Source organism: Actinomadura mexicana, from assembly GCF_900188105.1.
Classification (GTDB): Bacteria; Actinomycetota; Actinomycetes; order Streptosporangiales; family Streptosporangiaceae; genus Spirillospora; species Spirillospora mexicana.
This window is the reverse complement of sequence record NZ_FZNP01000001.1, coordinates 489,787-511,463: the sequence shown is the minus strand read 5'-3', so window position 1 is coordinate 511,463 and position 21,677 is coordinate 489,787. Positions and strand designations below refer to the sequence as shown.

At 70.6% G+C, this 21,677-nt stretch carries 18 protein-coding genes and 2 tRNA genes; 6 read left to right on the top strand and 14 right to left on the bottom strand.

Features of this window, described 5'->3' with window-relative positions; genetic code table 11:
- The first annotated feature begins 6 nt into the window (after positions 1-6).
- Positions 7-951, top strand: coding sequence for a TIGR01777 family oxidoreductase (locus CHC11_RS02145; RefSeq protein WP_089309838.1), 945 nt, complete (start codon positions 7-9; stop codon positions 949-951).
- 340 nt (positions 952-1,291) lie between these two features.
- Complete coding sequence (locus CHC11_RS02140; protein WP_089309837.1) at positions 1,292-3,100, top strand: RecQ family ATP-dependent DNA helicase; 1,809 nt, start codon at positions 1,292-1,294, stop codon at positions 3,098-3,100.
- A 55-nt stretch (positions 3,101-3,155) separates the two neighbouring features.
- On the opposite strand, the gene CHC11_RS02135 is transcribed toward CHC11_RS02140, so the two are convergent.
- Both CHC11_RS02135 and CHC11_RS02130 read right to left on the bottom strand, forming a co-directional pair.
- Positions 3,156-5,150: a TerD family protein gene (locus tag CHC11_RS02135; RefSeq protein WP_245918715.1), complete on the bottom strand. Its 1,995-nt coding sequence runs from the start codon at positions 5,148-5,150 to the stop codon at positions 3,156-3,158.
- A 573-nt stretch (positions 5,151-5,723) separates the two neighbouring features.
- Positions 5,724-6,071: a helix-turn-helix domain-containing protein gene (locus tag CHC11_RS02130; protein ID WP_089310273.1), complete on the bottom strand. Its 348-nt coding sequence runs from the start codon at positions 6,069-6,071 to the stop codon at positions 5,724-5,726.
- Positions 6,072-6,213: 142 nt separating this feature from the next.
- On the opposite strand from CHC11_RS02130, the gene CHC11_RS41025 reads away from it, so the two are divergent.
- Positions 6,214-6,360, top strand: coding sequence for a hypothetical protein (locus tag CHC11_RS41025; protein ID WP_179278642.1), 147 nt, complete (start codon positions 6,214-6,216; stop codon positions 6,358-6,360).
- 479 nt (positions 6,361-6,839) lie between these two features.
- Here CHC11_RS41025 and CHC11_RS02125 read toward each other — a convergent pair whose 3' ends face one another.
- Both CHC11_RS02125 and CHC11_RS02120 read right to left on the bottom strand, forming a co-directional pair.
- On the bottom strand, positions 6,840-7,034 hold the full coding sequence (locus tag CHC11_RS02125; protein ID WP_342749942.1) for a DUF397 domain-containing protein: 195 nt from the start codon (positions 7,032-7,034) through the stop codon (positions 6,840-6,842).
- The gene (locus CHC11_RS02120) at positions 7,031-7,846 is read right to left on the bottom strand and encodes a helix-turn-helix domain-containing protein (protein ID WP_089309835.1); all 816 of its coding nucleotides are present in this window, start codon (positions 7,844-7,846) and stop codon (positions 7,031-7,033) included. Before CHC11_RS02120 ends, CHC11_RS02125 begins: the two co-directional genes overlap by 4 nt.
- A gap of 99 nt (positions 7,847-7,945) precedes the next feature.
- Here CHC11_RS02120 and CHC11_RS02115 point away from each other — a divergent pair, with 99 nt between their 5' ends.
- Entirely contained in the window at positions 7,946-8,374 is a 429-nt protein-coding gene (locus tag CHC11_RS02115) for an ATP-binding protein (protein ID WP_089309834.1), read from the top strand.
- A gap of 106 nt (positions 8,375-8,480) precedes the next feature.
- Here the strand turns inward: CHC11_RS02115 and CHC11_RS02110 are convergent, their stop codons facing one another.
- From CHC11_RS02110 to CHC11_RS02075, 8 genes are all read right to left on the bottom strand, one after another.
- Positions 8,481-10,478, bottom strand: a complete 1,998-nt coding sequence (locus CHC11_RS02110; RefSeq protein ID WP_245918713.1) for a WD40 repeat domain-containing serine/threonine protein kinase — start codon at positions 10,476-10,478, stop codon at positions 8,481-8,483.
- A gap of 22 nt (positions 10,479-10,500) precedes the next feature.
- Positions 10,501-12,525 (bottom strand): WD40 repeat domain-containing serine/threonine protein kinase, encoded by a 2,025-nt coding sequence (locus tag CHC11_RS02105; protein ID WP_089309832.1) that lies wholly within the window; start codon positions 12,523-12,525, stop codon positions 10,501-10,503.
- 571 nt (positions 12,526-13,096) lie between these two features.
- A tRNA-Lys gene (locus tag CHC11_RS02100) sits at positions 13,097-13,169 on the bottom strand.
- Between the two features lie 84 nt (positions 13,170-13,253).
- Entirely contained in the window at positions 13,254-13,823 is a 570-nt protein-coding gene (locus tag CHC11_RS02095) for a response regulator transcription factor (RefSeq protein WP_089309831.1), read from the bottom strand.
- Positions 13,824-14,154: 331 nt separating this feature from the next.
- Positions 14,155-14,487, bottom strand: coding sequence for a hypothetical protein (locus CHC11_RS02090; RefSeq protein ID WP_089309830.1), 333 nt, complete (start codon positions 14,485-14,487; stop codon positions 14,155-14,157).
- A 395-nt stretch (positions 14,488-14,882) separates the two neighbouring features.
- Positions 14,883-14,958 (bottom strand) — tRNA-His (locus CHC11_RS02085).
- Positions 14,959-15,012: 54 nt separating this feature from the next.
- Complete coding sequence (orn, locus tag CHC11_RS02080; protein WP_089309829.1) at positions 15,013-15,609, bottom strand: oligoribonuclease; 597 nt, start codon at positions 15,607-15,609, stop codon at positions 15,013-15,015.
- A 52-nt stretch (positions 15,610-15,661) separates the two neighbouring features.
- Entirely contained in the window at positions 15,662-16,312 is a 651-nt protein-coding gene (locus CHC11_RS02075; protein WP_089309828.1) for a pyridoxamine 5'-phosphate oxidase family protein, read from the bottom strand.
- 117 nt (positions 16,313-16,429) lie between these two features.
- On the opposite strand from CHC11_RS02075, the gene pdxR reads away from it, so the two are divergent.
- A complete protein-coding gene (gene pdxR / locus CHC11_RS02070) occupies positions 16,430-17,746 on the top strand; it encodes a MocR-like pyridoxine biosynthesis transcription factor PdxR (protein ID WP_089310271.1) in 1,317 nt (438 codons plus the stop codon).
- Positions 17,747-17,756: 10 nt separating this feature from the next.
- Here pdxR and CHC11_RS02065 read toward each other — a convergent pair whose 3' ends face one another.
- Complete coding sequence (locus CHC11_RS02065) at positions 17,757-18,446, bottom strand: hypothetical protein (protein WP_245918661.1); 690 nt, start codon at positions 18,444-18,446, stop codon at positions 17,757-17,759.
- Positions 18,447-18,887: 441 nt separating this feature from the next.
- Between CHC11_RS02065 and CHC11_RS02060 the strand changes: the two genes are divergently transcribed.
- Entirely contained in the window at positions 18,888-19,973 is a 1,086-nt protein-coding gene (locus tag CHC11_RS02060) for a phosphotransferase family protein (RefSeq protein WP_089309826.1), read from the top strand.
- A gap of 9 nt (positions 19,974-19,982) precedes the next feature.
- Here CHC11_RS02060 and CHC11_RS02055 read toward each other — a convergent pair whose 3' ends face one another.
- Positions 19,983-21,470 (bottom strand): RNA polymerase sigma factor, encoded by a 1,488-nt coding sequence (locus CHC11_RS02055; protein ID WP_089309825.1) that lies wholly within the window; start codon positions 21,468-21,470, stop codon positions 19,983-19,985.
- Positions 21,471-21,677: the final 207 nt, after the last annotated feature.

Sequence of the window (21,677 nt, the reverse complement as noted above, 5' to 3'; positions counted from 1 at the left end):
TCCGCGATGAGGATCGTGATACCTGGGGGAACCGGCCGGATAGGCGCGATCCTGAACCGCGCGCTGACCGCCGCCGGCCATGACGTCGTGGTCCTGACCAGGCGCCCGACGGGCGAGCGCGAGCTCCCCTGGGACGGCGAGACGCCGGGCCCCTGGACCGAGGCGATCGACGGCAGCGATGCCGTGATCAACCTGGCCGGACGCAGCGTGAGCTGCCGATACACGCCGGCCAACCTCCAGGCGATGATGGATTCGCGGGTGCGCTCCACCCAGGTCGTCGGCGCGGCGATCGCCGGCGCCGCGAAGCCCCCTCGGGTCTGGCTCCAGATGAGCACCGCCACCATCTACGCCCACCGCTACGACGCGCCCAACGACGAGGCGTCCGGCATCCTCGGCGGCACCGAGCCCGGAGTTCCCGGCTACTGGGCCTACAGCGTCAAGATCGCCAAGCACTGGGAGCGGGCGCAGCAGCGGGCCGAGACACCGTCCACCCGCAAGGTCGCCCTCCGCTCCGCCATGGTGATGAGCCCCGATCGCGGCGGTGTCTTCGACTACCTGCTCTGGCTGGCACGCCTGGGCCTCGGTGGCCCGGTCGCGGGCGGCGCGCAGTACGTGTCCTGGATTCATGACCAGGATTTCGTCAGCGCGGTGGAGTTCCTGATCGCCAGGGACGAGATAGACGGACCGGTGAATCTCGCGGCTCCCGGTCCCGTGCCGCAGCGGACCTTGATGCGCACGCTGCGCACCGCGTGGGGCGTCCCGGTGGGCCTGCCCGCAACGAGATGGACGGCCGAACTAGGCGCACTCGCAATGCGCTCGGACACCGAACTTCTCCTGAAGAGCCGCCGCGTAGTCCCAGGCCGCCTACTCGAAGCAGGCTTCACCTTCAACCATCCATTGTGGGGGGAGGCCGCCGAAGACCTCGTCCACCGCGTCCGCGGCTCCCGATAACGACCCACTGGCCGCCCGGTGCGGCTGCCCCACGTACTCGCCGACCGGACGGTGAGGACGCCGTCGAGAAGCAGATTCCGGGCGGTCGGTGGCGAGTGGTCCATCCCATCGTCCCGCGCCCTCGTCAGCGTTCGGCAGGTGTGATTCGGAGGTGCCGCCGGTTTGTCGGCAGGTTGCCGCCGGACGTTTCCGCAGCGCAATGCCGCTGCACGTTTCCGCAGGCGCTCCTGAGAAAGATGTCCGCGTGTTTCGCCGCCTCCGTCGAGGGAGGACGGTCGGTGCCGCACCGACGTAGGTCCTCGAACTCGGCGGCAGGGGGACACTGCGCGAGGAGGACTGAATGGGCAAGCGGGTCGTCTGGGGCCGGATCGGCAGGCGTCGCCGGCTGCGCCGGGTGGCCAGGGAGGTGTTCGGCTGGCCGGACCTGCGCCCGGGCCAGGGTGAGGCGATGGAACACCTGCTGCGGGGCCGGGACGTGCTGCTGGTCATGCCGACCGGCGGCGGCAAGTCCGCCGTCTACCAGGTCCCCGCCCAGCTGCTCCCCGGGCCGACCGTGGTGATCTCGCCCCTGATCGCTTTGCAGCGGGATCAGATGGTCGCGCTCGCCGGTCGCGACGCCGGCGGCGCCGTGATGGTCAACTCCGCCCAGTCCGACGGGGCGAGCGAGGACGCCCTGGACCAGATCCGGGCGGGCAGAGCGGAGTACATCTTTCTCTCACCCGAGCAACTGGCCAAGCCGTCGGTCGTGGAGCGGCTCGCCGCCGTGCGCCCCTCGCTGGTCGCCGTGGACGAGGCGCACTGCGTCTCCTCGTGGGGCCACGACTTCCGGCCGGACTACCAGCAGCTCGGCAGGGTGATCGAGCGTCTCGGCCATCCCCCGGTGATCGCACTGACCGCGACCGCCTCGCCGCCGGTACGCGATGACATCCTCGCGACGCTCGGGCTCGGCGAGGCACGGCAGATCGTCCGCGGTTTCGACCGGCCCAACCTGTCCCTGGAGGTGCGGCGGTTCCACGAGGAGGAGGACAAGAGGCGGGCGCTGGTCGAGGACGCCGCCGGACGAAAGGGGCTCGGCCTCGTCTACGTCGCCACCCGGCGCGACGCCGAGGCGTACGGCGAGGAGCTCGCCGCGGCGGGCCTGCGCGCGGCTGCCTATCACGCCGGGATGAAGGCGGCGGACCGCCACCGGGTGCACGAGGCGTTCCAGGGCGACGAGCTCGATGTCGTGGTGGCCACCTCGGCGTTCGGCATGGGGATCGACAAGCCCGACGTCCGCTACGTGCTGCACGCCGCTCCGCCGGAGTCCCCGGAGTCGTACTACCAGGAGATCGGCCGTGCCGGGCGGGACGGGGAGCCCGCGGCCGCCGTCCTGTTCTACCGGTCGCAGGACCTCGGACTGCGCCGCTTCTTCGCCGCGGGTAAGCCTGACGAGGAGAGGATGCTCCAGGTCGCGACGCTCCTCCAGGCCCATGGCGACACCGTTCCGGCGAGCGAGATGCGCACCACCCTGGGCATCGGCGCATCCAAGCTCACCAGCCTGGTGAACCTGCTGGAACAGACCGGAGCCGTGGAGACGACCGGCAGGGGAGATCTGCGATACGTCCAGGAGGGGCCACCGCCCGAGGAGGCCGCGGCACGCGCCGCGGAACTCGACGAGAACCGCCGCCGCGTCGACGATTCACGCATCGACATGATGCGCGCCTACGCGGAGACGACGGATTGCCGCCGCCGTTTCCTGCTGGAATACCTGGGCGAGCCCCACCCGGGCTCATGCGGGAACTGCGACGTATGCCAGACCGGGCCGGCCGCACCCCCGGACTATGCCGACGAAGCAGCCGCACCACCGAACCATGCCGACGACGCTCCGTTCCCCCTGCACGCCGAGGTGCAGCACGCCGCGTGGGGAACCGGGACGGTCATGCGCGTGGAACCCGACCGCATCACCGTCCTCTTCGGGGACGCCGGCTACCGCACGCTGTCCCTGGAGGCGATCCAGCGCGACGACGACCTCCTGACCCTCCGCCCCGACGCGGCCCGTGCGAACTCCCGGCCACCAGGCCGCCGCGGGCGAGGACGCCAACGGACACTCCGGACCCGCCGGGACAAGGCCGCCGCAGGTCACACGAACACCACCACGGACGTGTCGTAACGCCAGGTGCAAGGATGCCGCCCCTATCGCTTTCTCGCCTTCGGAGGCTTAAGGATCAGCCGTTGATCTTGGTCTCGGCACCCGTGGGCTCCAGTTTCAGGACTTGGAGTATCTGTTGGTTGAAGCGGTCCATGGCGGTGTCGACGCTGCGGACGAAGCCGGTCTCTTCGGTGCCGCGTTTGGTGCCCATGCCGGTGGCGAGGGTCAGACGGAAAGAGTCGATCTGCTTCCCACCTTCGGGGAAGAGCAGGCCCGGCTCGGAGAACAGGTTCTTCAGTAGGTCGCAGGGGCCGTTCTTGTGTCCAGGAGTGAGCGCTTCGACGCGAAGCTCAGGTGGGGCGTCGTTCAGTTGGCGTAGCAACCACTGGACCCGGGTAAGGGGGCGGGCGCGTTCGGCTGCGGGGATCTCGACGGTGGTCTCGATCTGGCCGGTGCGCAGGTCGGCTTCGAGCAGGACCGGGCCGCCGGCGTTCGGGATGCGGATCTCGGCGCTCATTCGTCCGGATTCCACCAGTGAGGTAACGGTCTGCAGACGGCGGACCGAGGCGTCGCCGTCGCGTCGTTTGCGCAGGACCGGGGCGATGGCCAGGCCGGTCTGACCGCTGAGGCGCAGACACAGTTGCCGAATCAGTTTCTCCCAGCTTTCGGCGACCTGCATCGCGCGCCGGTCGCCGAGCCTCAGGGTGCCCGCGTTCACGGCGTTGCGTACGGGGACCCAGGCGGTGCCCATGTCGCGGAAGCCCTGGCAGCCGGCGTGATCCTGGCGAAGGTAGTGCAGCAGTTCGCTCAGCAGCCAGGCGTGGACGGGGGTGGCCACGCCGTCGTGGAGGCAGAGCATCTCGGCCTCGTGCGCGACCTCGGCCCACGACACGTGTCGTAGCGCGACCTTGCGCAGCAACTTCTTGTCGACCTTGAGAGGATGCTCGTTGTCCAGGGCCAGATCGTTGGACAGAGTGATCACCGTCTCGTAGCCATGTCGGGCCGCGACCTCCAGGTAGGCCTCGACCTGGTCGGCCTTGAGGGGGTTGCCGCCGGTCTTGGTCTCGATCAGCGCGGTCCAGATGCGACCGGCCCGTGCCACGCGTAGGACGCCATCGGGGCGGACCCTTGTGTCGCCGTGCTTGAAGGAGGCTTCGGCGAAGGTCTGGATTGTGCCGGCCGGGGCATTGAAGCGGGCGGTCAGACGGCGGCCGAACTCGGGTACCTGCGCCATGACCGCCAGCAGCGTTGCGGTGGCCCGCGTCTCGCGCTCCTGATCGTTGCGGAGGCCGGTGACGGGGAACAGGCGGGCTTGCTGCCAGGAAGGATGCTCGGCGAGGTTGACCTTGGCGGCCTTGGGGACGGTGGTCTTCTTCTTCGCCGTCCGCACCTGCTTGGGGCGCTGCTCCGTCTTGACCGACATTTCCGCGACGGGGGTAGCCATGTCTACTGCGGCAGGAGCGGGAGTTTCCGTCCGATCGGTGTCGGGTGCGCCGTCCGGATGGGACGGTGCATGAGCCGGCTCTTCCTCGTCGCTGTCGTCGACGTTGATGCCGAAGTCGGCGGCCAGACCCGCAAGGCCGGATTCATACCCTTGGCCGACGGCCCGGAACTTCCAACCCTCGCCTCGGCGGTACAGCTCACCGAAAATGAACGCGGTCTCGGTGTCGGCATCCTTGATGTCGAAGGCCAGCAAAGCTTTACCGGCGCTGTCGGAGACAGCCAAACGTAGGTCCTCGAGTGCTCCGAATGTCGCCCCGGCATAGCGGCTGGCAGCGATCACTACACGCTGAACTTCGGGGCGCAGAGCGGTCAGGTCGGCCAGAATGCGATCTTCGCTGCCAGTAGCGGTCGGGGCTTTGCCCAGCAGCCGCACCGACTCGTCTGCGGTGGCGGGTTGGTTGTAGAAGACGAAGTCGGTGTCGCTGCCGACCTTGCCATCGGTGCCGACCAACAGCACCGAAACATCGGCCTCTCCTGCGCCGGAAGGATCGATCCAACTCAACGCCACGGTGAGCGGCCCTGCCGCCGTGGTCAGCGCGGACAGGTCGATGTTGGCACCCTTGGTCATCTGCTGCACTACTCGGCTCCTCGACTCGTTTCACCTCACGCGTCCAAGGGGAGCATTGAACGCCGAAGGATCGTTCGTGTATGCCAAGTGCAGGCACAACCGAACACGACGGAAAGCGATCACCTGAACGCGAAGTGCCAGCGTACGCTCATCAATCCCGCGCAAAGGGCTGTCTGTACGGGAGGGGCCACACTCGGTCAGCGAGGTTAGCAAGAAGTTTGGGACACGCGCCGACGTCAATTCGGCAGGACGTCACGTGTCAAGGATGCTTTTCGCTCGCATAAGGCAAAGGTCATGCGCTTCATCGCCGCAGGCGCGAGGGAGGCTTCCGCAGAAGCGAGGCCGGGAGACCTGCCCAGTGCAAGCCGTGGGAGTCAGGGCGGACGCCAGGGTGCGCGGTACGCGGCTGAACCCCGTCGTGCTGGGAGACTTCCGCCAGCCGCAGTTGCGGTACGTGCGGCGGATTCCGCACGTACCGCTGGACGCGCCCTGGACGGCCGAGCCCGCGCCGCGCTGGGATGGCGAGCGCGGCAGGTTCGATGGCCGCGAATGCCATGGTGGTTGCGGTGCGGCTCAGGCGGCGTTGGTGGGTCGGTCTGTGACGGGGAGCCTCATGGTGTGGTCGCCGAAGTCGGCGACCAGGTCGAGGTGGCCCCCGAGTGCCTCGACGTATCGGGCGATGACCTCGATGGAGGTGACCTCACCGTGTTCGATCTGGGAGATACGGGCGACGCTCACGCCCATGCCGACGGCGAGGTCCTTCTGGCCGAGACCGGCGTGCTTGCGGGCTTCGGCGAGTTGGTGTCCGCGCGTTTCGGCGAGGAGCCTGCGTGCTCCGGCCTCGACCTCGGAGGGGGACACGCCGGCCGCGTGCAGTTCTCGTGCCAGGGTTTCCCAGTCCTGCGGAGTGCGCTTGGGCACGGTCACTCCTCCTCTTGGGCGGTGTGGTCGATGTAGAGCTGTTCGGCCAGCGGGATCTTGTCGTCAGGCCTCCAGCACGCTCAACCTCGCTGCGCCACCAGAGCTGCCGGACGCGGTGGGCGGGCCGTGGCACCTGCGCTCGATGAAGATCGACGAGGTGAGTCGGTTCTGTCTCGGTGCCGGAGCCTTCGACGGCCTCGGCCATCCGCAGATGGGGCTCCGGCAGGACGTGGGGGATTCGATCTCCCTGCACGATGGTGCTCTGTCTGTAACAACCGAGGCAGACTGAGCCCTCTGGATCTCGTCGGCCTGAAACGCCGGATTCACTACAGCGTTGTGACCGTCTGGCTGTGTCCAAGACGTCCCGGAACCAGTCCGGCGAGGGTGTACGCATGACCGAGGAGAAGTGCGAGGAGTGCCGGCCGGGTGTATCGGCAGGACGGTCGGGTGTCGCGGTGGTCCACCGTCCGGCGCCGTCCGCGCGCGGCGTTGCGTCATGACGCTGCCGTCGACGCTCGGGGGACGGCTGGTCTACCGTCGGGCGCTGCCGGACCCCGGGAGCACTCCTCCTCGGCCCAGCTCTGCTCGAAGTAGCGCTCTGGCTTGGCCGCTCTGGGGCCGAAAAACCGTGTGAGGCGGCCGAGTCCGCTTCCCGGTGGGCGCAGCCCAACTCGCGACGGCGAGGAAGTGCACGTCGACCGCGATCGCGGACGGGACGTCCGCCATCAGCGCCGGGCCGGAGCGTGGGGAAGTCGGGCGGGAGGACGGTCAGCGGGCCGAGTCCTGCTTGATCTGCTTGATCAGGCTGGCGAACTGGGCGGGGGAGAGGGTGAGGCGGCCCCCGTCCGGGGCCTTGCTGTCCCGGACTCCGATCCCGGTACCTGGTGCAAGTTGTGCCAGCTCAACGCACACGTCGTCGTTTGCCGTGCCGCTGTACGAACTCTTGCGCCACTGGAGCATCATGCGTATCTCTCCAAGTACTTCCCGATCAGTTCGCGCGAGGCGTCCTGAGAGTCAGCCTTTGCGCCGATACGTTCGAAAGTATCAGCAAACTGCTTGATCTCGTCTGGCATTTCGATCAAGCGTCCTCCGCCTTGGGCGCCCGCGTAGGCGACGTCGCGATCATGAAGGCCGATCAGTTGGAAGAAGCCCTCCGAGCCAAGGTGCTCACCTGCCAGGAACGGAACGACGCGCAGGATCACGTTCCAGCGCTCGGCCATTTCGAGGAGGTGTTGAAGCTGAGCTCGCATGACCGCATCGCCTCCAACGCGGCGAGCCAGAGCCGATTCGTCCAGAAGTGCCCAGAGGTAGGGAGGATCATCTCTCTCGAGAACGGACCGCTTGCGAGCTAGTCGCCCAGCCAGTATCCCCTCACGATCCTTGGCCGTACTGAGGCGGCCATAGGCCCGTGTGTAGTCGTCGGTCTGAAGAAGCAGCGGTACCGCCTGCCCGTGGAAGACCTTGATCTCGGCCGCCTGTCTCTCGTGCTGGCTGTACTGTTTGAACCAGTTCGGATCGTGGGCCATCCGGGCATACCAGAGCAGCAACTCGAACAGCCCGCCGGTTTCGAACTTGACATCGAGCCGCCTGGCGTAGTCGACCTGGAGCTTTGCTCGCCCGGCTTCGATGTTCGAAACACTTGATCGCGCCATTCCAACGATCTTGCCCCACTGGGTGAGCGACAGCCCTTCCTTCTCCCTTGTGAACCGGAGGTAGTAGGCAAGAAAGTGCCACATAGAGATCTTGGGGTCGAGTGGGTCCCGGACGATCACCATTGCTGCTCCCTGTTTTCGGTTCCTCTTGATACAGGCAAAACTAGAGCGTGCCAGTGACCCTTGCCATATGAATTCGGAATCTCGGGCAAGGGCGGGGCGATGGCGATGACGGCGAGCGGGGATCTACTTATGCCCCTGATGGGAACACCGTCCGCAGTGGGGCTGGCGCGTACTCTTGTTGATGCAAGAATCCGCAACTGGAACTATTCCCACATTCTCGACAGTGCGCTTCTGGTCGTCTCGGAACTCGTGACCAACGCGGCCCGCCAGACGCCGCACAAGGAGATCCGCCTCCAGCTCAGCCGGGACGCGCACGGCATCGTCATCGCCGTCTGGGACGCGGACTACGCCCTCCCTCAGGCCAAGCCGACGAAGGAGCTCACCCTCGAAGACCTGGACCTCTCCGAGGAGGCGTTCGACGACAACGGCGGCTGGGGGCTGCACATCGTCCAGGCGCTGTCGTCCAGGTGCGGTGTCACCGGTGACCCGGCCGGAGGCAAGTGGATCTGGTCGCGCATCCGCCCGTGAACACCCAATGAATACGCGACTCTCCGCAGCGTGTCGGCCGTCATGGGGGGCGTGGCGATGGCCCGCCACGACGCCTGACAGGACTGGGGCCGGCCGGGTCGTGCTCCTAGGCGGGCACCTTCCACAGGCGGACGGTGCCGTCCTCGCCGCCGGTGGCGAGGGTACGGCCGTCCGGGCTGAAGGACACGCTGAGGACGGCGCCGCCGTGCCCGGTGAGCTCCGGGCCGAGCTGCCGGTGGCGGGTCACGTCCCACAGCCGGACGATCCCTTCCGAGCCTCCGGCCACGAGGACGCGGCCGTCCGGGCTGAACACCGCCGTGCGGCAGCGGCCGTCGCACCGGAACGGAGCGCCCACCTGCACGCTTCGGGCCACGTCCCACAGGCGGATGGTCTCACCGCCCGCCGTCGCCAGCGTCCGCCCGTCGGGGCTGAACGCCACGTCCTCCGTCCAGGAGTCGTGCCCGGACATGTCCCCGCCGAGCCTCTTGCGGTCGTACACCTCCCACAGTTGCGTCACACCGCGGGTGTTCCCGCTGCCGGGATCCGCCTCGGTGCCGGTCGTGCCGATGGCCAGCATCCGGCTGTCCGGGGCGAACGCCAGGGCCTGCACGTTGCCGGCGCCGGTCTCCAGGAGCGGGCCCACCTTCCCGTCGTCCAAGTCCCACAGCCGCACGGACTGGTCCGTGTTGCTGGTGGCCAGGACGCGGTCGTCCGGGCTCAGGGCCAGGGACGTCAGGGGCCCGAGATCGATGTCGAGGTCGCTCGGCTCGCCCTTGCCCGACACCGGGAAGAGGCGGAGGTAGCCGTCGTCGCCCGCGGTGTACAGGGTGCTGCCGCCGTGGCTGATCGCCAGCGCGTTGACGCCGTCGGGGTGGCCGAGAGGCGCGCGGCGCTGCTTTCCGTCCGCGACGTTCCAGAGCCGTACCGTGGTGTCGTCGCTGGCGCTGGCCAGCGTCCGGCCGTCCGGGGTGAACGCCAGGTCGCGCACGGACGCGGTGTGCCCGCGCAGCGAGCGGCTCTGCGGCGGGGCCGCGGACCGGTGTGCTCCGGGGTCGCTCCGGGCGGCCGACCCCGACCAGGGCGCCACCACCAGGGCCGTGGCCACCGCCGCGCACACCGCCAGCACGCCGCACGCCGCCAGCGCGCCGCGCGGGGAGCCGAGGGCGGTGAACGGGCCGGAGCGGGGGCGGCGCGTGCAGACCAGGGTCGCCGCGGGTTCCGGGCCGGGCGCCCGCCCGATCCAGGCCCGCCGCTCGTCGATCATCCGCTGAACCGCGGGCGGCCACGGCTGCGCGGCCGGGGCGACCGCGCCGACCATCGCCGCCAGCCGGGCGGGGTCCGGCCGCCAGGCCGGGTCCTTGGCCAGGCAGGCCGCGACGGCCGGGCGGAGCCGGTCCGGTACGGCGGACAGGTCGGCCTCGGCGTGCACGACGTTGTACAGCGCCTGCGCCGGGCCGGGCCCGTCGAAGGGGCCGCGGCCGGTGCAGGCGTACACCAGCGTCGAGCCCAGCGAGAAGACGTCGCCGGCCGCGGTGGCCGCCCCCTCCTCGGCCTGCTCCGGCGACATGTATCCGGGCGTTCCGGCCAGGACGCCGGTCCGACCCTCGCCGCCTTCGCCCTCGGCCGCCCGCGCGACCCCGAAGTCGATCACCTTCGGGCCGTCGGCGGCCAGCAGCACGTTGGACGGCTTGAGGTCGCGGTGCACCAGCCCGGCCCGGTGGATCTCCACGAGCGCGGCCGCGAGCCCGGCCGCCAGCCGCAGCACCGCCGGCTCCGGCAGCGGCCCGGCCGCCCGGACCGCCTCCCGCAGCGACGGCCCCGGCACGTACACCGACGCCAGCCACGGGGTCGGCGCGTCGGCGTCCGCGTCGAGCACGACGGCCGTGTACGCGCCGGACACCCTGCGGGTGGCCGCCACCTCGGCACGGAACCGCTCCCGGAAGCCGGAGGCGCCGCTCAACCGGGCGTGCATGAGCTTCACCGCGACCGGCCGCCCGTCGGGCGCGGATCCCAGCAGCACCCGTCCCATCCCGCCGCGGCCGAGTTCGGCGAGCATCCGGTAGTGCCCGACCCGTGCCGGGTCGGACGCGGCCAGCGGTCGCATGGTCACCTCGCTCCCCGGTGGTTCAGGCGCGGGTGCGGCCGGCGACGTCGTAGAGCCACACCTTCTCGTCGCCGCCGACGGCGAGGACCCTCCCGTCCGGGCTGAACGCCACGGCGGAGGCCCTGTCCGGTAGCCCGATCGGCTTCCCGACCTCCTTGCGCCCGGCGACGTCCCACAGCCGCGCGGTGGTGTCGTTGCCGACGGTGGCCAGCAGCCGGCCGTCCTGGCTGAACGCGATGCCCTGCGGGCCGTGGTCGCTCGCGGGCACCATCTCGCCGAGCGGAGCCGCACGCTGGACCTCCCACAGCCGCACGGTCATGTCGGCGCTTCCGGTCGCCAGCGTCCGACCGTCCGGGCTCATCGCCGCACTCGTGATCTGGCCGGTGTGCCCGCGCAGGGGCTGCCCGACCTCCTTGCGGGAATCCACGTCCCACAGCCGCACCAGACGCTCGCTGGTGAAGGCCAGCAGCCGCCCGTCCCCGCTGAACGCGATCAACGACATGATGTTCGCCTTGTCGAACGTGAGACCGCTCACCTCCTTGCGGGAATCGGTGTCCCACACCTTCAGATGGGAGCCCATGGCCGCCAGCCGGTCCCCGGCGGGACTGAAGGCCACGTCGCTCACCGGGGCCGGATCGTCGGAGAAGTCGAACATGGGGATGCCGAGGGTCGCGCCGATCTGCCGGCGGGTCCGCACGTCCCACACCTTGACGCCGCCGTCCATGCCGGCGGTGAGCAGCAGCCGCCCCGCCCTGTCGAACCTGGCCCTGAGGGCCGACTTGGAGGCGATCTTGAGCGGCGGGCCGGACGGACGCCCGGTCTTGGCGTCCCACAGCCGCACCGTGCCGTCCTCCCCGGCGGTGACCAGAAGATCACCCGAGCCGTTGAACTCGGCGTGGTACACGGAACCGGCATGGCCTTCCAGGACCGCCAGCGGCTTGGAGTCCGTACCGCCGCTCCCGCCGGACACGCTCGTGCGGCCGGATGCCGGCTCGCCGTCACCGCGCAGTGCCCAGGCGGCGGTGCCGCCGAGCGCGGCGAGGCCGAGGGCGGCGCCGCCGCCCGCCATCAGCAGGAACCGCCTCCTGTCCGGCGCCGGCGCGACGGCCGTGGGGGTGGAGGTGGGCGCCGGTGCGGGCGGGAACTGCGGCGCCGGGGCCTGAAGCAGCCGGGCGACCTGGGCGTCCTGCCGCGCGATCGCCTCGTGCACCGGGTCCGGCCAGGGCCGGGCGGACGGCGGTACCTCGCCGATCCACCGCAGCAGCGCGGCGGGCTCCGGCCGTGCGGCCGGGTCCTTGACCAGGCAGGCCGGGACGATCTCGCGGATCCGGTCCGGCAGGTCGCCCAGCACGGGATCGGCGTGGATCACGTTCTGCAGGGTCTGCGGGGTGCTCCCCGCGTGGAACGGTCCGCGGCCGGTGCAGGCGTACACCAGCGTCGAGCCCAGTGCGAAGACGTCGCTGGCAGTGGTCAGGTCCCGCCCCAGGGCCTGCTCCGGGGACATGAAGCCGGGCGTGCCGACCAGAGCGCCGGTATGGGTGAGCTGGGTGCCGTCCTCGCCCTCGGCGGCCCGTGCGATACCGAAGTCGATCACTCGCAGGCCGTCCTCGGTGAGCAGCACGTTGGACGGTTTCAGGTCGCGGTGGACCAGCCCGGCGCGGTGCACCTCGGTCAGCGCGGCGGCGAGGCCGGCGGCCAGCCGGAGCGCCGGTCCGGCCGCCAGCGGACCGGTCGCGGCGACGATCTCGTGCAGCGAGGGGCCTGGAACGTACACCGATGCCAGCCAGGGCTCGGCCGCCTCGGGGTCGGCGTCGATCACCGCCGCCGTGTAGGCTCCGGCGACCCGGCGGGAGGCGCGGACCTCGCGGCGGAACCGGCCGCGGAACTGGTCGTCGTGCACGAACTGCTCGTCGACCAGCTTGACCGCGGCGAGCCGCCCGTCCGGCCCGCTGCCGAGCAGGACCCGTCCCATGCCTCCGCGGCCGAGCTGGGCGAGCATTCTGTAATGCCCGATCTGGCGGGGATCGGACGCCTCCAGGGGTCTCACAGCACACCTCCCTCTCTCAAAAAGACGATAGCGTCTGATTGAGCTTGGTGGAGGCACCCGCAGTCATCCGTCACCACGCCGCCGCCTTCCGCCACCGCGGGCCGAGAAGATCGGTTCGCGCTACCCCGACTTCCGACGGCCGGTGGCGCGGCAGCCGCCGGCGCCCCGTTTCGTCCGGCGGCCGGTCCGGCTGGGCGGGGGGCGAGACCTCCGCGTTCCGGGTCGCCGGGGCCGCTCGTCCGCGAACGCCGCCGACGAGATCTACAACCTGCCCACCGTCGACGCGCCTCGACCTGCAAAAAACGACGCGGGCGAAAGGAGCGCTTTTTCGGCTCCCTGGCGCTGACTCCGCGATGTGGAAAGGGCGACTGAGCACCATGCGGCGTGGCGACCCGACTGGGTGCAGGTGCGATGACACACGCGTGCGTCCAGGGCGCTGGACGCTCTCAAGAGGGCCGAGACGATCTCGCCTCGAACACACGCATGGCGACGGGTCAGGTTGGCCTTGATCTGGCCCCATACGACAGCAGCGACGACTCCCGGGAAGGATGTCGTCGCTGGTGGTAACGGGTGCGCCGTCAGGGACTTGAACCCCGAACCCGCGGATTAAGAGTCCGCTGCTCTGCCAATTGAGCTAACGGCGCCTGTCATACGGGCCTCGGCGGTGGGCCGGGGTCCCTCGCGACAGGAAGAACAGTATCAGGCCCTGCGGACCAGTGCGAACCGGTTTAATCGCGGGCCGGGAGGACGCTCATCATGCCCCGCCAGAGGGCGATGGCGGTGGCGCGGGAGCCGACGCCGAGCTTGGCGTAGATGCGGTTGACGTGGTTCTTGACCGTCTTCTCGCTGAGGAAGAGCTGGCGGGCGATCTCGCCGTTGGAGCGGCCGGTGGCGATGAGGTCCATGACCTCGGCCTCGCGGGCGGACAGGCCGAGGGTGGTACGGGACGCGTGGCGGACGCCGCGGACGAGGTCGTGCGCGGTGAAGGAGCCGGGAACGAGGTGGCCGCAGGCGCCGGCGCGGAGGGCGGCCTCGACGGCGGGCTGGTCGTCCGAGGCGAGGACGAAGACGCGGGAGGACGTGCTGAGCGGCAGTGCGTGACCGGCGGCCGCCGCGTCCAGCAGGACGATGTCGGGACGCAGGCGCTCGGCCAGCGGAACCGCCGCGGCGGGATCGGAGGACTCGGCGACGACCTGGAACTCGTCGCTGGCCTCCAGTACGGAGATCACGGCAGCCCTGCCCAGGGGATCACCATCCACCACGAGTACGCGAAGCGGGGCCGTCTCGTCGACGCTCATCCATCGCCCTTGGCGTGTCGTTGACATTTCCAGGGTCGGAGCATAACCGGGTGATCTTCGAAGGTCGATGGACCTGCGCCCACGGACGCCTTATCGAGACCGGAACGACGTCAGCGACGGGCTCGCGAGCTGCCACCGTCCTGTACTGGAACGGGGACCCGGGCTACCGATCACCACCTGGCGAGTGACGAGGCTTGCCTCTGCGCAGCGGCCGCCTGGTCGCTGCACAGTTGAATTTCGGCGGCTTTCTCATGGCTTACATAAAGAAGCGGCCCCGCGGGGCCGCTCCTATGTTGAAGGGCCGAAGCCCCAGATTCTGGTGGGCCGGGGCTCAGTGGGTCCGGTTCCAGTACACACGCTTCCAGTACTGGCGGTCCTTCCGTGCCTCTTCCCGGCGCCTGGCCGCGTCCCGGGTGTTCCGGGCGGCCACGCGGTGCTTGTTGATCCTGGCGACGTACGGTCCGCTCAGGTGGACCACGATGCCGACGACGAGAGCGACGGCAGCGGTGACGGTCCCCCACCACATGCCGTCGTCGATGGGGTCGTTGAGGCCGCCGTTCGCCTGGTCGATGATGCTGCCATAGATACCCCCGATGTAGAGGGCCAGGGCAGAGACACTGATGCCTGCCGCGGTGCTCAACACAGCGTCGACGAACTTGCGCATGAAATCACGACCTTCGGTCTTTTGTTCCGGGCTCCGTATGCTCGGAGCAGCCCTCGGTGACCAGGGGCTGGTGAAGACCGTGCGCGACCGATGACGGATGGCCACACCTTGATCAACATTCGGGCGCCGTTCTGCGCCGGTGGCCTGTGAACCGCGATGGGTCGCACGCCCGGCGTCGCCTGCGCAGCGCGGCGCCGAGTCTCCGATGGGGGGACCTCGCCGGGCGCGCGCAACGCGTCGCCTCGCGATCAGTGACGGAGCCGATGACCGCCGTCGCCGCAGAGTCACTCCCGGCTTGCTCCCCGGATCGGTCATCCGAAAGCGGGAGTTCGGCGCGAGACGTAAAGAAGCCCTGGTCGTCCTCGCGGTGACCAGGGCTTTCTTCGGGTCCAGCCTGGGGTGAGTGAGGGGACTTGAACCCCCGACATCTTGGACCACAACCAAGTGCTCTGCCAGCTGAGCTACACCCACCGTGGCCGGGATCGCTCCCGGCTCCCAGTAGTGTAGCGGCTTCTTCGGGGTGGGTCAGCCTGAGGCGACCTGGGAGGCGATGGTGCGGGCCGTGTCGGAGTCGGGGCCGGGCTGGGGGACGAAGACCGCGGCGCGGTAGTAGCGCAGTTCCTGGATGCTCTCGGTGATGTCGGCGAGGGCGCGGTGGCCGCCCTTCTTCTCGGGGCTGGCGAAGTAGACGCGCGGGTACCAGCGCCGGGCCAGCTCCTTGATCGAGGAGACGTCCACCATGCGGTAGTGGAGGTGGGAGTCGAGGGCCGGCATGTCGCGGGCGAGGAACGAGCGGTCGGTCGCGATGGAGTTGCCGCACAGGGGGGCCTTCTTGGCGTCCTTCACGTGGGCCCGGATGTAGGAGAGGACGATGTCCTCGGCCTCGGCGAGGGTGACGCCGCCGGGGAGCGCTTCCAGCAGGCCCGACGTGGTGTGCATGTCGCGGACGACCTTGGTCATCTGGGTGACCGACTCGGGCGGGGGTTTGATCACCACGTCGACGCCCTCGTCGAGGATGGTGAGCTCGCTGTCGGTGACCAGCGCGGCTATCTCGATGAGCGCGTCGTCGCGCAGGTCGAGTCCCGTCATCTCGCAGTCGATCCAGACCAGCCGCTCGTTCATGCACTTACCCTACGGCCATGAACGACTGCGCGGGGCATGGCGGGCGATCGAATTAGGAGGTCACGCGCCGGGTGATATGTCCGGGGATGGGGATCCCCGGGCGCAGCAGCGGATCGGGGGCCGGTGCGCCGAAGGTCTGGGTGACGGGCAGGACGCCGGCCCAGACGTCGAGGGCGTAGTCCTCGTCCTCGTCTCCGGGAGGGCCCTGCCGGACCTTCACGGACGCCTCGTCCAGGGGGAGGGCCAGGACAGAGACGCCGGCCAGTTCCTTGCGGTCGGGCCGGCGGGCCACGTCCCACTGGCCGGGGGTCAGCTGCTCGGTGATGACGCGGAGGCCGGTCAGCTTCTCCTCCGGGTCGTCGACGAGGCGGGGCGTCCCGTAGACGACGGCGCTGCGGTAGTTGATGGAGTGGTGGAACAGCGAGCGGGCGAGGACGATCCCGTCCAGGTGGGTGATGGTGACGCAGATGTCCTGGGAGGGCCCGGCTCTGAGGCTGCTCGCCCCGGTGGATCCGTGGAGGTAGAGGGTGTCGTCCAGGCGGCCGTAGCCGGTGGGGATGACGCGGGGCGAGCCGTCCACGACGAGGCCGAGGTGGCAGATCATGCCGTCGTCGAGGATCTCGTACAGGACGGAACGGTCGCTGCTGGAGCGTTCGGGAAGGCGGCCGAGGCGGGTGCGGGCGGTTGAGGAGAGTGGGTTCATGTCCGTTTACGCTAGGAGGCGAGTGGCCTGGCTGGTATGGCCACTTGACGCGTATAGCAGGTGACCACTTTGTCGATCGATCTGCCTCTTTCCGTGGAGCGGGACGCTCAGCAGCCGATGAGCGCGCAACTCGTCGCGCAGTTGCGTTCCGCCATGGGGGAGGGACGGCTCGCAGCGGGTGAACGGCTTCCGTCCAGTAGGGCGCTGGCCGGTCTGCTAGGTGTCAGCCGGACGGTTGTGACGGAGGCGTACGAGCAGCTCTATGCGGAGGGCTGGCTGGAAGGGCGGCATGGGTCCGGCACGTATGTGACCGAGGGCGTCGCCGCTGCGCCTATGCCGAGGCCACAGGCGAAGACGAAACCGGTGCGGAGGGCTGCGGCCCCGCACGAGATCGATCTGAGGCCAGGTCTCGCCTGGATCGGTGCACTGGACACCCCCGCATGGCGCAGGGCATGGCGGCTCGCTGCGGGGATGCCGCCGCAGCAGCGTCAGGACCCGCATGGTCTGCTCGGCCTACGGCAGGCACTCGCCGACTACATCAGGCGTAGTCGCGGCGTGACCTGTCCCTTGGACGGCCTTCTCATCACGCGTGGGGCGACGAACGGGCTCGATCTGCTTGCCGCGACCGTCCTTCGCCCCGGGGACCGGGTGGGTGTGGAAGAGCCCGGCTACGGCAGAGCGCGCGCGGTCCTGAGGGGACGTGGCGCGGAGCTCGTTCCCTGTCCTGTGGACGAGCACGGCCTCGTTGTCGATGCTCTGCCCGATGACCTGCGCCTCGTCTACACGACGCCGTCGCACCAGTTCCCGATGGGCGGCGTCCTGCCCGTCCCGCGCAGGCAGGCCCTGCTGGCATGGGCGAGGCGCAACGGGGCGATCATCGCCGAGGACGACTACGACGGAGAGTTCCGCTACGACGTCGCGCCCCTGCCCGCGCTCTACGGCCTGGACCCGGACGTCGTCGTCTATCTGGGCACGACCGCCAAGATCCTCACCGCGGACATGGGCGTCGGCTGGCTGGGAGGCCGTCCCGACCTGGTGGCGGAGGTCGCGCTCCGGAGGGAGGAGCTGAACGACCGCACCGCCGTGGTGCCGCAGGACGCGCTGAGGCTCCTCCTGGAAAGGGGTGACCTGGACAGGTACGTCCGCCGGATGCGCGGGGAGTACGCGCGGCGCCGCGAGGTGGTGGTGCAGGCGCTGGACGGCCTGCCCCTGCGCGGCGACACGGCCGGCCTGCACCTCGTGGTGGACGTCCCGGAGACGGTGGCCGCGCGCGCCGTGGACGAGGCGGCCCGGCGCGGCATCGTGCTGGAGACCCTGGACCGCCACCACATGGGCCCGGTGCGCGCCTCCGGACTGGTGATCGGCTACGGCTCCGCCGCGACCCTGGCCGAGCTGCGCAAGGGGTGCGAGATCGTCCGGACGCTCGCCGGGTAGCGCGGCCCGGTCAGTTGGACAGGGGGCCGACCGGGACGGGCTCCGACGCGGGGCGCAGCGGTCCGGGACGTGCGGGCGGCGCGTCGCTCGGCGCCGGACGGGCGGTCTCGGGCGTGCGGGTCCGCGGCGGGACCAGCCGGGGGCCGGTGGCGGCGCCGGGAAGGCGGGACTTCGGGATGGGGGCGACCGCGGTGTCGGGCCCCGTGATGCGCCGCACGTCGATCCCGCCGGGGTCGGGACGGTCCAGGAGCGGCACCTGGGACGCGCCGTAGTGCCCGCCGCGCGCCCAGTCCCTGCGGCTGCGCTGCGCGTGGTACGACTGCGGCGACGGCAGCGGGGGGCCGGCGGGCCAGCGGCGGGCGACGCCCCACGCGTCCAGCCACTGGACGATCGCCTCGACGCCGGTGAGCGGCGAGCCGGTGAACGGCGACCGCGACTGGCCCACCACCATGATCTGCGCGCAGACGCGGCCCTCCCGCCCGAGGGCGCCGCCGAGCAGCCGGGCCGCGCGGGTGATGGGCAGGAGCTGGACGATCTCACCGGTGCCCGGGTGCCACACCAGGTGGGCCGGGCGGTTCTCCTTCAGCAGGTCGACGGCCACCGAGCGCGCGGAGACGGTGTGCGGGTCGTGCTCCTCGGCGCACCAGACGACGCGGGGAGCACCTCCCCGCAACGCTCCGCCATCGTTCGGTGCCGGCATGCGGCCGGCTCTTGGCAGCCATGCGTCTGCCACGGTGCGTCCCCCCCAATCGGGCGGTCTGGCCCCCGAGTGGTCTCAGTTACTTCTCTTAGCCCAGCGAGACTCATAAGTCCAGCTCGCCGCCTTGTGGCGGGATGACGGCTGACGACCACTTAGCCGGGTTCGGTCCGGTTCGATCAGGTGTGGCGGCAGACGGGCACCCCGCGTGTCCGAGCATTCCACCTTGTGTCACCTTTTTCCTCCCGGGGTTTCGGTCGAGTTGCTCGCCCTGGGCGGAAGAGAGGCTGAGGCTCCCCGTGTTCGCGCAGGTCAGGCCCGACTCGGGAAAACGGATGACACGCGGCCGCAAGTCGGCCGGAAGTGGCCGGGGCATCACGGAGCGCACGGCGGTACGGGGGTGGGGTTCACAGCCCTGACCGAGCCGCGTTCTAATAGTGCGTCATGACCGTTGACGCAGAACTGCCCGCCGGGGTGCCCGGTATCGACGTCCCCCGGCTGGCGGCCTGGCTGGCCCGTGAGCTGCCCGGATCGGGACGGATCAGCGCGATCGACCTGATCGCGGGCGGGCGTTCGAACCTCACGTACGGCATCACGCTGGACGGGGGCCGCCGCATCGTGCTGCGCCGGCCGCCGCTCGGCCACGTCCTGCCGACGGCGCACGACATGGGCCGCGAGTACCGCGTGCTGTCGGCCCTCGGCCGCGGGACGGCGGTGCCGGTGCCGGTGACGCTGGCCTTCTGCGACGACGAGGAGGTCATCGGCGCCCGTTTCTACCTCATGGACTTCGTCGAGGGCCGAGTCCTGCGCACCCGGGAGGACGCCGCCGACATCACTCCCGAGCAGGCGCGCGGCCTCAGCGACGCGCTGGCCGAGGCGCTCGCCGCGATCCACACGGTCGACGTGGAGGCCGTCGGGCTGGGGGACTTCGGGCGTCCGAGCGGCTACATGGAGCGCCAGCTCAAGCGCTGGGGCAAGCAGTGGGACAGCTCGCAGGAGGCCGTCCGCGCCACCGGCGGCACCCACGACCTGCCCGAGTACGACCGGCTCGTCGCGCGGCTGGCCGACCGGCTGCCGGCCGACGCCCCGGCCCGCCTGGTCCACGGCGACTTCCGGCTCGACAACGCGCTCGCGCGGCTGGAGCCGCGCCCGCGGATCGCGGCCGTCGTCGACTGGGAGATGTCGACGCTCGGCGACCCGCTGTCCGACCTCGGGCTGACGCTCGTCTACTGGGCGGAGGCGGCCGACGCCGAGCAGCTCCCGGTGGGCGCCACGATCACCTCCGCGCCCGGCTTCCTCACGCGCCGCGAGTTCGCCGGGCGGTACGCCGAGCTGACCGGCTTCGACCTCGCCGACCTCGACTTCTACGTCGCGTTCGCGTGCTTCAAGCTCGCGGTCATCCTGGAGGGCATCCACGCCCGCTACCTGCAGAACGCGACGGTCGGCGAGGGCTTCGACCAGATCGGCGGCGGCGTGCCGCTCCTGCTGGACCGCGCCCACCGCACCCTCGACGCGGGCTCCGTCTGGTAGGCGCCCCGCTCAGCAGCGGTAGGTGACCGTCGCCGGGCCGCCGGGCGAGACCGACACCGTCCCGGTCTGCCGGCCCCAGCAGAAGCCGGACGCGCGCGACACCCGGACGCCGCTGCTGCGGCCCGCGTCGAGGTGGCCGGAGCCGCCCGCCCTGACGGGCCCGGACGTGCCGGTCACCTGCCAGTTCACAGAGCCCCCCACGGCGGTGACCGTGACGGTGCAGGAGTCGTTCCTGCCCATGTCGCAGCCGCTCACCGACAGCGTGCCCGGCTTGGGCGGCTTCGGCGCGCTGGTCGTGGGCGGCGCCGGCGGCCTGCTCGACGGCGGCTCCGACGCGCTCTTGGACGCCGAGGGCGACGGTGACGGCGACGGCGACTTCGACTCGGTCGGGGACGCCGTCGGTGACGTGGGGGACGACGGGTCGGTCGGGATCGGCTCCGGCGCGGCCGTACCGCCGGGCGGGGTGCTGCCGCCGGGGGTCACGGGCCCGGTCGCCGCCGCGTTCGTCCCGTCGTCCCCGCCGCCCAGCCACGCCATCGCGCCGGCGAACAGGACCAGGAGGCCGACGCCCACCGCGACGGCGGCGAGCAGGGGGCCGCGCCGCCGCCCGGGCGCGCGGTCCCGGGCGCGCGGGGCGGTCTGCTGGTAGGGGAGCGGCCAGCCGTACTCGTCGAACGGCTCGGTCCAGGCGGCGATGGCGCGGCGGTTCCCGGCCCGGTCCTCGGCGGTCGCGGCGGTCAGCACGTCCAGCCGCAGGTCGGTGGGGATCGCCGCGATCGGCAGCACCGACAGCAGCCGGTCCGGTGGCAGCGGCGGCGTCTCCCGCGCTCCGCACACCGGGCAGTTCTCCACATGCCGGACGAGCGCCGCCGATGTCTGCGGGGACAGCGGCCACGACTCGGTCAGCGCCGCGACGCTCGGGCATTCCTTCCAGTGGCTCTGCGCGATGAGGGACGCGTGCAGCGCGGCGGCGAGGTCCTCGCGGGCCTGCTGCGCCAGGGCGAGCGTCTCCTCCAGCGGCATGCCGAAGATGCCGGACAGGTCCACCTCGTCCAGCTCGTGGCGGACCGACAGGTCGATGGCCTCGCGCTGCCGCCCGTTGAGCGCGGCGAGCGCGCTGTGCGCGAGCAGCCGGCGCTCCTCGCGGCGGGCGAGCTGCTCGGGCGTCAGCTCGTCCTCGGCCTCGGGGGCCTCCTGCCCGGTGTGCCGGTTCGGGCTGTCGCGGCGCCGCATGCACTCCTTGCGGGCGATCGCGTACAGCCAGCCGCGCAGCCGCGCCGGCTCGGTGAGCCGGTCCACGTGCTCGCGGGCGGCGATGACGACGTTGCGCAGGGCCCCGGACGCCTCGACGCGGTCGCGCAGCAGGCCGTGGCAGTAGTCGTAGAGGAACGGCGCGTAGGTGTCGTAGACCTCGGTCAGCGCGATGACGTCCCCGGCTCGCAGCGAGTCCGCCAGCCTGAGGTCGTCGTTCTGCGCGGCCCCTGACTCACCGGCCACGGGAACCCTCCCAGTCGAAATCGGTGTTCGAAGATCTGCCCCCGATGAGCCCCGACGCGCGTCGGCCGACTCAGGTTGCCTGATCTTGCCACCAAGTTGCTGGGATTTCTCCCGTATGAGCGGATTTAAGTAACGAATCCGGCACGCCCCGTGGCCGTATCGCCTCGTGGGGCGGCCCTCCCGCCCACGAAAGTGATCTGAGTCACC

Coding starts and splice junctions, on each gene's coding strand:
- orn (WP_089309829.1), bottom strand. CDS start 15,609: ATGAACGAGCGGCTGGTCTGGATCGACTGCGAGATGACGGGACTCGAC.
- pdxR (WP_089310271.1), top strand. CDS start 16,430: ATGAGCGCGCAACTCGTCGCGCAGTTGCGTTCCGCCATGGGGGAGGGA.
- CHC11_RS02115 (WP_089309834.1), top strand. CDS start 7,946: ATGGCGATGACGGCGAGCGGGGATCTACTTATGCCCCTGATGGGAACA.
- CHC11_RS02145 (WP_089309838.1), top strand. CDS start 7: ATGAGGATCGTGATACCTGGGGGAACCGGCCGGATAGGCGCGATCCTG.
- CHC11_RS02140 (WP_089309837.1), top strand. CDS start 1,292: ATGGGCAAGCGGGTCGTCTGGGGCCGGATCGGCAGGCGTCGCCGGCTG.
- CHC11_RS02065 (WP_245918661.1), bottom strand. CDS start 18,446: ATGCCGGCACCGAACGATGGCGGAGCGTTGCGGGGAGGTGCTCCCCGC.
- CHC11_RS02135 (WP_245918715.1), bottom strand. CDS start 5,150: ATGACCAAGGGTGCCAACATCGACCTGTCCGCGCTGACCACGGCGGCA.
- CHC11_RS41025 (WP_179278642.1), top strand. CDS start 6,214: ATGAAGATCGACGAGGTGAGTCGGTTCTGTCTCGGTGCCGGAGCCTTC.
- CHC11_RS02110 (WP_245918713.1), bottom strand. CDS start 10,478: ATGCGACCGCTGGCCGCGTCCGACCCGGCACGGGTCGGGCACTACCGG.
- CHC11_RS02060 (WP_089309826.1), top strand. CDS start 18,888: ATGACCGTTGACGCAGAACTGCCCGCCGGGGTGCCCGGTATCGACGTC.
- CHC11_RS02125 (WP_342749942.1), bottom strand. CDS start 7,034: ATGATGCTCCAGTGGCGCAAGAGTTCGTACAGCGGCACGGCAAACGAC.
- CHC11_RS02120 (WP_089309835.1), bottom strand. CDS start 7,846: ATGGTGATCGTCCGGGACCCACTCGACCCCAAGATCTCTATGTGGCAC.
- CHC11_RS02075 (WP_089309828.1), bottom strand. CDS start 16,312: ATGAACCCACTCTCCTCAACCGCCCGCACCCGCCTCGGCCGCCTTCCC.
- CHC11_RS02095 (WP_089309831.1), bottom strand. CDS start 13,823: ATGAGCGTCGACGAGACGGCCCCGCTTCGCGTACTCGTGGTGGATGGT.
- CHC11_RS02090 (WP_089309830.1), bottom strand. CDS start 14,487: ATGCGCAAGTTCGTCGACGCTGTGTTGAGCACCGCGGCAGGCATCAGT.